At 36.3% G+C, this 13584-nt stretch carries 10 protein-coding genes and 3 pseudogenes; 7 read left to right on the forward strand and 6 right to left on the reverse strand.

Annotated features, from left to right (window positions below):
* Positions 1-133: 133 nt before the first annotated feature.
* Positions 134-2170 (reverse strand): annotated as a pseudogene (gene putA, locus AAGD70_RS05440) (bifunctional proline dehydrogenase/L-glutamate gamma-semialdehyde dehydrogenase PutA); the annotation flags it as partial.
* Positions 2171-2237: 67 nt separating this feature from the next.
* Here putA and AAGD70_RS05445 point away from each other — a divergent pair.
* Positions 2238-3062, forward strand: a pseudogene (locus AAGD70_RS05445) (IS5-like element ISWpi1 family transposase).
* Positions 3063-3086: 24 nt separating this feature from the next.
* Here AAGD70_RS05445 and AAGD70_RS05450 read toward each other — a convergent pair.
* From AAGD70_RS05450 to secB, 4 genes and pseudogenes are all read right to left on the reverse strand, one after another.
* Positions 3087-4184, reverse strand: a pseudogene (locus AAGD70_RS05450) (proline dehydrogenase family protein); the annotation flags it as partial.
* A gap of 134 nt (positions 4185-4318) precedes the next feature.
* Complete coding sequence (acnA, locus tag AAGD70_RS05455) at positions 4319-6904, reverse strand: aconitate hydratase AcnA (RefSeq protein ID WP_065095386.1); 2586 nt, start codon at positions 6902-6904, stop codon at positions 4319-4321.
* 27 nt (positions 6905-6931) lie between these two features.
* On the reverse strand, positions 6932-7435 hold the full coding sequence (locus AAGD70_RS05460) for a hypothetical protein (protein ID WP_245611052.1): 504 nt from the start codon (positions 7433-7435) through the stop codon (positions 6932-6934).
* A 76-nt stretch (positions 7436-7511) separates the two neighbouring features.
* Positions 7512-8015, reverse strand: coding sequence for a protein-export chaperone SecB (secB, locus tag AAGD70_RS05465; protein ID WP_065094935.1), 504 nt, complete (start codon positions 8013-8015; stop codon positions 7512-7514).
* A gap of 164 nt (positions 8016-8179) precedes the next feature.
* Here secB and AAGD70_RS05470 point away from each other — a divergent pair, with 164 nt between their 5' ends.
* From AAGD70_RS05470 to AAGD70_RS05480, 3 genes are read left to right on the forward strand one after another with little or no spacing between them, the layout of a single operon-like run.
* Positions 8180-8830, forward strand: coding sequence for a Tim44/TimA family putative adaptor protein (locus AAGD70_RS05470; RefSeq protein ID WP_065094936.1), 651 nt, complete (start codon positions 8180-8182; stop codon positions 8828-8830).
* 17 nt (positions 8831-8847) lie between these two features.
* A complete protein-coding gene (dnaQ, locus tag AAGD70_RS05475) occupies positions 8848-9543 on the forward strand; it encodes a DNA polymerase III subunit epsilon (protein ID WP_065094937.1) in 696 nt (231 codons plus the stop codon).
* A 44-nt stretch (positions 9544-9587) separates the two neighbouring features.
* A complete protein-coding gene (locus AAGD70_RS05480; protein WP_065094938.1) occupies positions 9588-10196 on the forward strand; it encodes an SCO family protein in 609 nt (202 codons plus the stop codon).
* An 88-nt stretch (positions 10197-10284) separates the two neighbouring features.
* On the opposite strand, the gene AAGD70_RS05485 is transcribed toward AAGD70_RS05480, so the two are convergent.
* Positions 10285-10551 carry a WPE palindromic element domain-containing protein gene (locus tag AAGD70_RS05485; RefSeq protein ID WP_341814071.1) on the reverse strand — a complete coding sequence of 89 codons (267 nt, stop codon included), beginning with the start codon at positions 10549-10551 and terminating at the stop codon, positions 10285-10287.
* A gap of 117 nt (positions 10552-10668) precedes the next feature.
* Here AAGD70_RS05485 and gyrB point away from each other — a divergent pair, with 117 nt between their 5' ends.
* Genes gyrB through AAGD70_RS05500 form a run of 3 tightly spaced genes read left to right on the forward strand, consistent with a single transcriptional unit; the run spans position 10669 to position 13407 of the window.
* The gene (gene gyrB, locus AAGD70_RS05490) at positions 10669-13056 is read left to right on the forward strand and encodes a DNA topoisomerase (ATP-hydrolyzing) subunit B (protein WP_065095387.1); all 2388 of its coding nucleotides are present in this window, start codon (positions 10669-10671) and stop codon (positions 13054-13056) included.
* Positions 13040-13195 (forward strand): hypothetical protein, encoded by a 156-nt coding sequence (locus AAGD70_RS05495; RefSeq protein ID WP_156518035.1) that lies wholly within the window; start codon positions 13040-13042, stop codon positions 13193-13195. Before gyrB ends, AAGD70_RS05495 begins: the two co-directional genes overlap by 17 nt.
* Complete coding sequence (locus tag AAGD70_RS05500; protein WP_010962372.1) at positions 13150-13407, forward strand: hypothetical protein; 258 nt, start codon at positions 13150-13152, stop codon at positions 13405-13407. The genes AAGD70_RS05495 and AAGD70_RS05500 overlap by 46 nt, the downstream gene beginning before the upstream one ends.
* Positions 13408-13584: the final 177 nt, after the last annotated feature.

A 13584-nucleotide genomic window follows, 5' to 3' on the forward strand; every position in this document is an offset into this window, starting at 1 on the left:
TGAAAGTTCTTAAGTTGACGCCATTGGCTGAACGGATACGATTTATTTCAGTGCATGAACTGGTCCTTTTCGGATTTTAGCGCTGTCTGCACGAACGTCTAGTTTAGGGGTAAGAAAAATTATGGCCCGCAAATTAATCCAAACACATAAGTGTAGTGTTACCACCAAATGCTGTAGTGTTAACACTTACAACTTTTTCTGTAGAAAAACGCTGTAAATAATGAGGACCACCAGCTTTTGGCCCAGTGCCAGATAGTCCTCTACCACCAAATGGTTGTATCCCAACTGCTGCACCTATCTGGTTACAGTTGATGTAGACATTTCCAACTGATATTTTTTTACTTATAGTGTCAATTTGACTTTGTATACGACTCTGCAAAGAAAACGTGAGTCCATATCCAGTACTATTTATATCACTTATAACTTCATTTAATTGTGACTTGTTAAAACGTATGATATGTAAAATAGGACCAAATACTTCTTGCTTTAATTGCGAAATTTTTTGTATCTCATAAATATATGTAGGAAAGAAATAACCATTATGAGAATTTGTATCCATGGGTACTTTAAATAACAGATTTGAATCTCCGTCCTCTGACATTTTTTGCGTATGTTGAGTTAGCATATCGATAGATGCTTTGTCAATTATTGGACCAATATCAGTACTAAGTTGTATTGGGTCACCAATCTTGAGTTCTTGCGCTGCACCGCATATCATTTTTATCTGCTTCTCTGCTATGTCCTCTTGAATAAACAGCACTCTAAGTGCAGAACAGCGTTGGCCGGCGCTGCGAAACGCAGAAAGTACAACATCCATAGCCACTTGCTCTAAAAGAGCAGAGCTATCAACTATCATAGCATTGAGCCCTCCTGTTTCAGCAATAAGTGGTACGATAGGACCATCCCTATTTGCAAGCATTTTATTGATTATTTGAGCAGTTTGTGTTGAGCCAGTAAAAGCTACTCCGGCAATTCTATTGTCTGGAACTAATATTTTGCCTAAATATCCACCATCCCCAGGAATGAGGTGTAACACATTTTTTGGTATCCCAGCTTCGTGTAGTATCTTAACAGCTTCATAGGCAATAATCGGCGTTTGCTCTGCCGGTTTTGCAAGCACCGTGTTACCTGCTGCAAGTGCAGCTGAAACCTGCCCAAGAAAAATAGCAAGTGGAAAATTCCATGGTGATATGCATAAGAAAACTCCCCTGCCTTCAAAAAAGATGAAGTTATCTTCACCTGTTGGACCTGGCAATTTTTTCCAGTCGCTCAGTTCATTCTTTGCTATCATTGCATAATAACGCAGAAAGTCAATTGCTTCCCTTACTTCTGCTATTGCATCGGATAAAATTTTTCCTGCTTCCACAATCAGAATGTAAATTAACTCTTTCATCCTTTCCTCAAGCAAATCTGCAGCTTTTTCGAGGTATTTAGCGCGCTCTACTGCTGAAACATTCTGCCACTTAGTAAAAGCACTATGTGCTATTTCAAGAGCGTTTAAAGCTTGATCGCTTGTTGCACTTGACACTTCTCCAATTACATTTTCCAAATGTGCAGGATTCACTACTTCGATAAATTCAGCACTGTCAAATAGTGCTTTTCCATCAATTATTGGTCCAACTTGCCACTTTTTTTCACTAAAACCCTTTATATCATCTGCAAATTGTGAGACTATCACAGAATCACTAATATCCATCCCCAAGGAATTTTTTCTTTCTAGTCCCAAAATATCTTGTGGTAATGGAATGCCTGGATGAGGTTCATAATTAAAATTTATAGCTTTTTCCAGTGGATCTGAAATTAACTCATCGATTTTAACGTTAGGATCACTTATTTGATTAACAAACGAACTATTAGCTCCATTTTCAAGAAGGCGTCTTATAAGATAAGGCAACAAGTCACTATGTTCCCCAACGGGTGCGTAGACACGACAGCTAACATTTGTTGCAAGCTCTGACATTGCATAATCATATAAGTCTTTTGCCATTCCATGTAAGCGTTGAAATTCAAATCCAGGGTGGTTTTTATCAGCAAGTTCCATAATAGAAGCAAAAGTATAGACGTTATGAGTTCCAAAGCATGGGTAAAAGCTGTTTGGTTTACTCAAAAGTTTCTGTGCGCACACGAGGTAAGATACGTCAGTATAGCTTTTTCTTGTAAATACTGAGTAATCATTTAGAGGTTGTCCGGAAACAAGTAAAAGGCTATAATATCTGAAATTTTAGTACGGGGTAAAGATGAGAAAAAAGTATCCAACAGATCTAAGCGAAAGGGAATGGGCAAGAATAGAAAAACACTTCAGAGTATCATACAAGAAAGGAGGAAGGCCGCCAAAGTATAGCAAAAGAGAAATATTAGAAGCAATTTTCTATGTATTGCGTACAGGGTGTCAATGGCGGTATTTACCAAATGATTTTCCGCTATGGAAGACTGTGTATGAGCAGTTCAGGCAATGGAAGAAGCAGGGAATTTTTGAGAAAATGAATTATGAAATATAGTAGAAGAAAAATAGGAAGGAATGAGCAGCCGAGTGCCTGTATAGTAGATAGTCAATCTGTAAAGACTACAGAAAAGGGGGGATCAAAGGCTATGATGGAAGTAAAAAAGTAAAGGGTAGAAAAAGGCATATAATTACAGACACTCAGGGTTTTATACTAGGTTGTTACGTAGGCGCTGCTAACGAAAATGATAGAGATGGTATTAAAATAGCATTAAACAATATGAGAACAAAATATACTAAAGTTAAAAAAATGTGGGCTGACATGGGATACCAAGGAAGAAATTTAAAGAATCACATAAAGGAAGAATATGACATAGATATTGAAATTGTTAAAAGGCCTCCATGTAGATTTTGGGTGCACAAAGATACGCCACCTGAGCTACTACCAACAAGAGAACAAGGGTTTAAAGTACAGCCAAGAAGATGGGTTGTAGAAAGGACTTTTGCTTGGGTTAATAGGAATAGAAGGCTATCGAAGGAGTATGATTTACTCACAACATCCACTGAGAATTTCATATACCTAGCTATGAGTAGGGTTATGTTAAAGAGGGAATATGCTTGAATTTACTTGTTTCCGGACAACCTCTAATCCCAATTCTTGCGTACGCTTGATTTCTGAATCCCAATATGCACCTTTTACAAGCCTCACCATAATTTTATGATTTGATCGAATAGCAACATCCTCTACAAAGTCAAGAGCAGACAAAGCACGTTTTTGATATGCTTGTACAGCCAAGCCGAGCCCTTCCCACTCAGAAAGTGATTCATCAAGCCGTAATTGTTCAAACAAGATTAAGGAAATTTCAAGCCTTTCTGTTTCTTCTGCGTCTATGCATAGTGAAATGTTGTATTTTTTTGCCTCGCGGCAGAGCTCTAAAACCTTAGTGAATATCTCACCAGCAATTCGGCCAAATTGACTAAATTCATAACGTGGGTGTAAAGCAGAAAGTTTGATTGAAATTCCATGGGATTTAAAACAATCATTTATTTCAGTGGATTCACCTATAGCTTTTATTGAATGCATATATGAATTAAAATACTCTTCTGCATCCTCAGCTGTGTGAGCAGCTTCACCGAGCATATCAAAAGAGTATAAAAACTTACTATTGTCATCTAGTTTTGCGTACCTTAAAGCTTCTTCTATGGTTTCTCCAACAACAAAATGATTACCAAGCATAGACATTGCTTGTTTTACTGCTTTGCGAATGATCGGTTCTCCTAAATTCTTAAGTAACTTAGAAATTGCGTAATAGAACTTCGAATCGCCTTCATTATCTCTCAATATACTGCTACCTATCATCAAGCTCCATGTGGAAGCATTAACAAACAACAAAGAAGAGTGCCCTAAATATTTATTCCATTCCTGATTGGCAATTTTATCTTTGATTATTTCGTCTATTGTATAATCATCTGGTATTCTAAGTAGCGATTCAGCAAGGCACATCAATGCTATTCCTTCATCATTGGAAAGCGAGTATTGCTGCATAAAGGAATCTACAATACTTAATTTATTGTGTTTGATTTTTTCAATAACTTGTTTTGCAATATTATAAATTCTACTTTTTGAATCAGCTGAAAGCTCTGCTTTTTCTACAAGATAACGTATATAACTCTTTTCATCAGTACGATAAAACCCTTGTAAACGTTTTCTGAGTTCATTAGGTTCTTGTATAGAGCTTATCATATATAATTATCTCCAAAAAATACTCTGACACCATATGTATGGTGAAATTATATCATAACTTTGCGCAGAGCAAATTGTTATTTATGAAGGGACCAGGGCTGGCTAAAAGAAGTCCATGTAATAACTTCACTAAATCAAAAGGATTGTGCAAGTATGTAGCTCAACACTCCACCACACATCAAGTATTTAGTCTCAGTTGCGGTTTGTACACAGCATTTGAGTTGAATTGATTGCTTTGAATTATCCTTTCTTTTGATGATGCATTCTAGATTTCCACCTGGCACTATTTCACCTTTTATGCTTATTACCTCGCTACCATCAAATATCTTTCTGGTTATTCCATTTTGGAATATAAGTGGAAGAACACCCATGCCGACCAAGTTGGACCTATGTATACGCTCAAAGCTTTCTGCAATTACAACTTTAATCCCCAACAATAAAGTACCCTTTGCTGCCCAATCCCTACTTGAACCTGTGCCATACTCCTTTCCTGCCACAATGATGAGAGCTTCCTTGTAGCACATTGCTGCATCGAAAATTGACATAATTTCCTGAGAAGGAATATATTTTGTATATCCACCTTCGGTGCTAACCATTTCATTTTTTATTCTAATGTTAGCAAAAGTCCCACGCATCATTACATTGTGGTTACCACGACGAGATCCATACGAATTAAAGTCCTGTGGCTCAATCCCAAGATTTTTTAAATATATACCTGCAGGACTACTTGAGGCAATATTTCCAGCAGGGGAAATGTGATCAGTGGTTACGCTATCGCCAAACATTGCCAATATTTGTGCACCTTTTATATCGATTTTATTATTTTTAGGTGATAAATTATCAAAATAGGGCGGATCTTGTATGTAAGTGCTGTTTGCATCCCAATTATAGATTTCACTTTTTTCACACTTTATCTTTCGCCAATGTTCATCACCAGAAAAAACATCCTTATACTTTTGTATGAACATCTCACGTGTTACCACACTTTTAACGCAATCTTCGATTTCATTGTTTGTTGGCCATATATCTTTGAGATAGACATCATTTCCATTCTTATCTTTGCATATTGAATCTTTTGTCAAATCAGTTTGCACAGTACCAGCAAGTGCATATGCAACAACAAGTGGCGGAGATGCCAAGTAATTAGCTTTGACTAACGGATGAATTCTTCCTTCAAAGTTACGATTGCCAGATAAAACTGCAGCAACGGTTAAGTTTTTGTTTTTAATGCCATCTTCTATATCTTTATTAAGTGGACCAGAATTCCCAATGCAAGTTGTGCAACCATATCCAACTAAATTAAAGCCCAGAGCATTTAGATCTACCTGCAATCCAGACTTTTCTAAATATTCTGTTACAACTTGTGAGCCTGGAGCAAGAGAAGTTTTAACCCAAGGCTTTGATTTTAATCCAAGTTTAATTGCATTACGAGCTACAAGACCTGCAGCAATCATTACACTTGGATTTGAGGTGTTAGTGCAGCTTGTTATTGCTGCAATAACTACACTTCCATCTTGGAGTTTATCGTTTTCCTTTGACTCATTAACTGAAAATGATTTAGAAAAAGACTCTGCCACTTGTGAAAGAAAAACTTTATCTTGTGGTCTTTTGGGACCAGCCATTACTGGCTTCACGCTTGATAAATCAAGTTCTAGTGCGTCAAAAAATGCTAACTCATTATTGCCACGCCACAATCCTTGCTCTTTCGCATAAGCCTCAACTAACTTAATCAGCTTTTCTGGTCGCCCTGTTAAATGTAAATAATCGAGTGTTTTCTGATCAATTGGAAAAAACCCACAAGTTGCACCATACTCTGGGGCCATGTTTGCTATAGTGGCTCTATCTGCCAAAGATAAATAATCTAAACCATCACCATAAAATTCTACAAACTTACCAACAACGCCTTTTGTTCTTAGGATATTGGTAACTGTCAGCACTAAATCAGTCGCAGTTACTCCTTCCGACAATCTGCCAATTAATTTAAATCCAACTACTTCTGGAATCACCATACTAATTGGTTGACCAAGCATCACAGATTCAGCTTCTATGCCTCCAACACCCCAACCAAGGACTGATAATCCGTTAACCATTGTAGTATGGCTGTCAGTACCAACTAAAGTGTCAGGATATATGACTCCATCCTTATTACATACAACTTGCGCTAAATACTCAAGATTCACTTGGTGGCAAATCCCTGTGCCAGGCGGCACTACTCTAAAATTTGTGAAGGACGATTCCCCCCACTTTAAAAATTGATATCTCTCCAAATTTCTTTTTACTTCTAGCTCAACATTCTTACTGAATGCGGAAACACTTCCATAACTATCTACTTGAACAGAATGGTCAATCACAAGGTCAACCGGTACAGACGGATTTATATTGCTCGGGTTTCCTCCATTTTTCTTAACATAACTCCGCATTGAAGCTAAATCAACAACAGCAGGAACCCCTGTAAAATCTTGCATCAACACCCTTGCTGGTTTATAGCTAATTTCGTGATTAGTGTGTTTATTAACGCAGTCTGCTAGTACTCTTATGTCATCCAGCTTTACGTTTACTCCATCTTCATTGCGCAATAAATTTTCAAGCAGAACCTTAAGTGAGCAGGGCAATTTAGTCACATCTATTCCTAAAAATTCACTAGCACTACTTAGGCTAAAATAGTTGTATGACTTCCTGTCAATGTTTAAAGTCGTTTTTGCGTTTAAAGAATTATTCATCCTGCATAACCATTTTTAAGTGAAAAATCAACTAATGATGTCATTCCAGTGCATGACACACAACTGTACGAACGTCCCGTGTTGCAGTAGAGTAAGCATAACTACCAATGTCATCCCAGTGCCCAGACACTGGGATCCAGAAAATTTGATTGCAAATAAGCACGCTATACAACACTTTTGATGAAATTGAACAACGAAACTGGATCCACAACTGTACGAACATTGTGATTTGAGAATAATCTCCGCCAGGAAGGGTGTCATCCCAGTGCTTTGGCACTGAGATCCAGAAAACTTAATTTTAAATAAGTACACCAGATAGCTGTATAATAAGAACTGGATTCCAGTGTCACGCACTGGAATGACATCATTTATTATGCAACATCGTGTCACATTGCAACGTTCGTACAGTTGTGAACTAGATCCCAGTGTCACGCACTGGGATGACAAGAATAATTTGCACCTGGATGACAAGGATGAAGTACATTTGGATGACAACTGGATATATAGATCACATTCAAAATTATTATGCATATTCTGCTTCATTTCAGATATTTCCTCCTTTGGTACCTCAGTAGCACAGCTATTTTCAGCTATATATTACACTGTATTAGTTAAAATTGGAATTACTACCGTTACTTTTTTGTTGTTGACCTTGCTGCTCATACATAGTTTCAAAATCCATAGGATCTAGCATCAGTGGGGGAAATCCACCACTACTTGTAACTCTTGCAATTATTTCTCTTGCAAAAGGGAAAAGAAAAGTAGGTCCGCCAATAAACAAAGCTCGTCTTACCTCTTCTTCACTCAACTCTTTTAAATTTTCTATTGAAAAAATACCACAATATTTCGTCTCACAAATGAAAGCTACACCATCTTTTATACCTTCATCTTTTACTGTTGCTCTGACTTCTATATGTAAAGTAATTTCATGGAAAGATTTTTCTTCATTCATTTCTTCTTTGTTTTTCGTCCCTTCTAATTTTGCTGAATTGATATTAACCATTACATTAATATCTGGAGCTTTACTAGAAGAAAGGAATGGCGAATTCGGATTCTCAAATGACAGATCTTTAACATATTGACCGTGAATTCTCATTTTTTGTTGTGGCATTTCTTACGTCTCCTTTAATTAAGTTGAGATATTTAATACTTTCTTATATAATATATTCATTTACAAACGAATAGCAAACCTGATTATAAGTTGATATGAAAAACATATTTTCATTAATAATTAATAATGTTCGGATACTTTATATGCCAAGGAGTTGAGTTACTATGATAGAGCTTGTAATATATGCTTTATTAGCGGCGTTCATTTTTTCACGTTTGTATAATTCTTTAGGAAGATCAGCCAACCTCAACCTAAAAAAGCTAACTAGTGTATTGGATGTAAGCCGAAGTAGAGAAGACGTAGTAGAAAACATTGAGGGTTACATTGATAGCAATGATGAAAATTCAATAAAAGTTACTTATGAACAAATATTAAAAAAAAATAAAGATTTTTCTATTTCCCACTTTATAGAAGGTTCAAGCATAGCTTTTGAATTAATAATAAAGTATTTCAATCAAGGAAATTTGTCTCAGTTAAAACCACTTCTCGATAAAGACTTATATGATAATTTTGCAGAGAAGATTAAACATCGTAAAGAGGTGCACGAGTCTATCATTGTTTCTATCGTTTCACAAAAGATTTTAGAAATAAAGCTAGTAAAAAATGTAGTGTTTATTGCAGCATATTTCCTTTCAGAGCAAATTAACTTCGTTAAGAATAATAAAGGGGATATCATATCAGGTAGTACATCCACTATTAATAAAGTTGAGGATGTATGGCAATTCAAAAAAAATGTTAATTCATCAGACCCAAGCTGGTTGCTTGTTTCTATTCACTATAAAAAGACAAGTAACGATAAGACAAATGACAAGTAAGATGAGTTTTATTTGAAATGGAAAGCAAGCTACGCGAAATAGTACTTGACACTGAAACGACAGGTCTTGACACTGAATCTGGTCATCGAATTATTGAAATAGGGTGTGTGGAATTAATTAATCGTATTCCAACAGGTAAAGTATTCCATCGGTACCTTAACCCAGAAAGAGATATACCTTATCACTCGTTTAAGATTCACGGTATTAGTGAAGAATTTTTAGAAGATAAACCATTATTTTCAGATGTTGCACTTGAATTTCTTGACTTTATATCTAATGATATTTTGGTAATTCACAACGCTGAATTCGATGTTAAGTTCCTTAACATGGAGTTAAGCAAGCTGAATGCTGGGTTAATTTCCTCAGACAGAGTGCTAGATACATTACCTCTTGCGAGGAAAAAATTCGCAGGATCACCTGCTTCTTTGAATGCATTATGTAAGCGTTTTGATATATCGCTAGAGAATAGAGAATTGCACGGAGCACTAGTTGATGCTCAATTGCTTGCAAAGGTATATGTTGAACTTACAGGAGGGTTACAAACCTTTCTGTTTGATAATGAATGCAATCAGGACAGTAACTCCACATTCGTTCAGCATAAAGTACGTAATCTAACTCCCAGAGAACATTTACCAAATAGTGAAGAAATTGATGAACATAAGAAACTGTTAGACAAAATTAACAATACACTTTGGAATAAATATATTGAATAGGTCAACTAATAAAGATACAATTTAATTTTACTGAGAGCATTCTAATGGTAAGGTTTATAAGATTGTTATCTAATGTGCTAGCAGCATTAATAGTTGTTTTTTTAGGTTATTGTTATTTCACTAAAAAAGGCATATTTGCCCCAGCAGCGATTCACAACGCAGAAGTTAAGATAGGCGGAGATTTTTCTTTAATTAATCAGGACGGACAGATCTTGCGCAGTAGTGATTTTAAAGATAAATACATGATGATTTTCTTTGGGTTTTCCTCATGCAAAAGAATTTGCCCTATGAACCTTGGAATAATTTCAGAAACACTTGCAAAGTTAGATGAGAAAACTAACAACAAGCTACAAACATTCTTCATCACAGTTGATCCTGAGCGCGATAGCACGGAAAGACTTAAAGAATTTCAGCAGCAATTTGACCATAGAATACAAATGTTAACTGGTGAAAGAGAAAAAATAAACGAAGTAGTTGCAAAATATAAAGTATATGCAAGCAAAGTAGACGGAGAAGAAGAAATCAACCATTCTTCAATAATATATCTTATTGGCCCTGGAGGAAAATATGTTACACACTTTGCAGCTGATTTAAATTCAGACGAAAGTCAATCTGATAAGATTTTGGCTGAGATAAGAAAATACGTAAACTGAATTATAGGTTTTTCTGTTAATTAGTCGAGCACGCAACTGCATGAGCATTATAATTCAATCTCCACCGGGAAGGTACATTGGAATGACACTATTTGCTGTCTTCAAAAATAAACGTTCGTAAAGGTATCTGTTGAGCAGAGTGGCAAAATAAGGTAGACGAGAAAAGACAACTATAGGAACAAATGGGTGTCATGCCAGTGCGTGACACTGGCATCCAGTCCTTTTGCACAGTTTCATCAAAAACGTTGTAAAGCGCTTTCGTGTTTACCAACTTAGTGCCCAATCTGGATCCCAGTGTCAAGCACTGGGATGACAAGAAAGGGAGCACTGGAATTTTTGTTTCAGCATTAGCCATGCATCTGAACAGATACTCGTAAAATTGTGCTTTTAATATGGGTTATCAGTTTAAAAATGTTGCTAACTAGTATATCTGAATGTAACATCAATTAACGTGTATAAATGAAGCAATCTAATGGAAAATAGTTATAATGCCGATGCAATAAAAATCTTAAGGGGTCTTGATGCTGTAAGAAAACGTCCAGGTATGTACATTGGTGACACTGACGATGGATCTGGCTTGCACCACATGGTATATGAGGTTGTTGATAACGCAATAGATGAATCTTTAGCTGGATATTGTGATAAAATTGAAGTTAGCATAAATAAAGATGGTTCAGTATCAGTAACCGACAATGGTCGTGGCATTCCAACTGACATTCATGAAGAAGAAGGAATATCAGCAGCAGAGGTAATAATGACTCAACTCCATGCTGGTGGTAAATTTGACAGTAATACCTATAAAGTTTCTGGGGGATTACATGGTGTTGGAATCTCAGTTGTGAATGCATTATCAAGCTGGTTGGAATTAACTATTTGGCGCAATAAGAAAGAACATTTTATACGTTTTGAAGATGGTGAGTCTATTGAACCTTTAAAGGTAGTCAACGAAAATACAAATAAAAGAGGAACTAAAGTCACGTTCATGCCATCAACAGAGACTTTTAATGGCATTAATTTCAGTTACTCAACGCTTGAAAGTCGTATAAGAGAATTAGCATTTTTAAATTCAAATATCGACATTACTTTACGTGATCTGCGCAATGAACCATATATAGAATCTCATTTCAATCAGAGCAATCAATCTAAAGACAATTTTGGTACAGCGAATTTTGTGCGGTACTTAGATAAGAATAAGACACATGTAACTAAAATTGCCAGTATGAAAGGAGATGCAGAAGATCTCGGCATCAGCTTGGAAATATCGATGGAATGGAATGATTCCTACTATGAACATATGTTATGCTTCACAAATAATATAAGACAACGAGATGGTGGTACGCATTTGGCAGGATTTAGATCTGCACTAACTAGATGTATCAATAACTATGCAACTAATGAAGGGTTTTTAAAGAAAGCAAAAGTAAATTTAACTGGAGAGGACGTTAGAGAAGGTTTAACTTGTGTTTTATCTCTCAAGATGCCTGACCCTAAGTTTTCTTCACAAACAAAAGATAAACTAGTTAGTTCTGAAGCACGTGCAGTTGTAGAAAGTATAGTTTCTGATAAATTGAGCACAATCCTTGAAACTGATCCCAAATTGGCGGCAAGCATAGTAGAAAGAGCAATTAGGTCAGCAAAAGGAAGAGAAGCCGCAAGAAAAGCACGAGAGCTAGTTAAAAGCAAAAACAATATTGATATTGCAACTCTGCCAGGAAAGCTTGCTGATTGTCAGGAAAAAGCTCCTGAGTTATCGGAATTATTTATAGTAGAGGGTAATTCAGCAGGTGGTACTGCAAAGCAGGGGCGTAATCGTAAAACACAAGCAGTGCTTGCCTTAAGAGGAAAAATTCTAAACGTAGAACGTGTAAGTTTAGATCGTATTTTTTCATCTGCAGAAATAGGCTCTTTAATTACTGCAATTGGTGCTGGAATAGGGAGTGAACACTTCGATATTGAAAAAGCTAGATATCATAAAATTATCATCATGACAGATGCAGATGTTGATGGTTCACATATAAGAACTTTGATTCTGACTTTCTTTTTTAGACACATGCGTGAAGTTATTGAAAAAGGCTACTTATACATAGCACAGCCACCCCTCTATAAAGTTACAAAGAATGCTAAAGACACTTATATTAAAGATGACGAAACTTTTGAAGAGTATATAATAAACTCAGCAGTTAAAAGATTAACACTAAGTAGTACAGCTACAGAATTTAACGATTTGCGCCTTATTTTGAATAAATGCGTTAGCATTTCTAATATTAGCAAAAATTATGATAGAGAGATACCACAAAATCTCTTAGAGTCATTGCTAATTTTAAGCAAAAAGAATGCTCTATCATCGGCTGATGATATATTAAAGTATTTGAAGTTAATGTACAGCGAATATACTTGGGAAGTGGAAATAAAAGATGAAGAAAAAGAAATTCACATCTCTAAATTGTTTCAAGGATTGGCAGACAAATATATATTTGCACTTAGTATGCTTGAAGGCAAAGATATGCAAAACATATTAAGTTTGCTTGATGGTATAAGTAATTTATTTAATGGTGATTCATTTTTAAAATCACAAGAAACTGAAATAAGAATCACTTCTCCAAGTACGCTTGCAAAAATAATAATAGACTATGGTAAAAAGGGTTTAACTCTGCAGAGATTTAAAGGTCTTGGTGAAATGAATGCTGATCAGCTATGGGATACTACGTTAAATCCTGAGGCTAGAACTTTACTAAAGGTTGAAATAAAAGATTGTGAAGAAGCTGATTCCATATTTTCAATACTAATGGGTGATATAGTTGAACCACGCCGTGATTTTATTAATAGCAATGCACTCAACGTGCATGATGTTGATATTTGAACTTTTAGCAAAATGTACGAACGTTACGGGTTTAAGCAAAGACTGTGTCATTCAAGTAGCTGACACTGGTTCCTTTATAACGGTGTCATTCCAGTGCTTGACACTGGAATCCAGGTTGCTCACAAGCAAACTAGCATAGAAAGTGGTTACAACGTTTTCGATGAGATTGCAGAAAGGCTGGATTCCAGTGTCAAGCACTGGAATGAAAGCAGTCCTACGTCATGCCGCGATTCATTCGCGGTATCTCTAGATCCCGCTAACAAGCAGCGGGATGACGGTTGTCAGGGTGTCATCCCACTACCTTCTCCTGTCATCCCAGTGCCTCCCTCCCCTGTCATCCAAGTAGCTTGACACTTGTATCTTTATGATGTGAGGCATTAGAGCTAAAATACCTCACAGGGAGGGTGAAGCTGATGCGACGCTAATGCCATTAAGGCCGAATCCCAGATTTTGCTTCCCTCCCATAGAGTTATAGCTCTTCTCATAATAACCCAAATAAGGTAAGAATGGATTTATGGTAGAGGGGTT

Source organism: Wolbachia endosymbiont (group A) of Nomada flava, from assembly GCF_964027055.1.
In the GTDB taxonomy this organism is placed as follows: Bacteria; Pseudomonadota; Alphaproteobacteria; order Rickettsiales; family Anaplasmataceae; genus Wolbachia; species Wolbachia pipientis.

Coding starts and splice junctions, on each gene's coding strand:
- acnA (WP_065095386.1), bottom strand. CDS start 6,904: ATGAATAATTCTTTAAACGCAAAAACGACTTTAAACATTGACAGGAAG.
- AAGD70_RS05460 (WP_245611052.1), bottom strand. CDS start 7,435: ATGCATAATAATTTTGAATGTGATCTATATATCCAGTTGTCATCCAAA.
- secB (WP_065094935.1), bottom strand. CDS start 8,015: ATGCCACAACAAAAAATGAGAATTCACGGTCAATATGTTAAAGATCTG.
- AAGD70_RS05470 (WP_065094936.1), top strand. CDS start 8,180: ATGATAGAGCTTGTAATATATGCTTTATTAGCGGCGTTCATTTTTTCA.
- dnaQ (WP_065094937.1), top strand. CDS start 8,848: ATGGAAAGCAAGCTACGCGAAATAGTACTTGACACTGAAACGACAGGT.
- AAGD70_RS05480 (WP_065094938.1), top strand. CDS start 9,588: ATGGTAAGGTTTATAAGATTGTTATCTAATGTGCTAGCAGCATTAATA.
- AAGD70_RS05485 (WP_341814071.1), bottom strand. CDS start 10,551: ATGGCTAATGCTGAAACAAAAATTCCAGTGCTCCCTTTCTTGTCATCC.
- gyrB (WP_065095387.1), top strand. CDS start 10,669: ATGGAAAATAGTTATAATGCCGATGCAATAAAAATCTTAAGGGGTCTT.
- AAGD70_RS05495 (WP_156518035.1), top strand. CDS start 13,040: ATGATGTTGATATTTGAACTTTTAGCAAAATGTACGAACGTTACGGGT.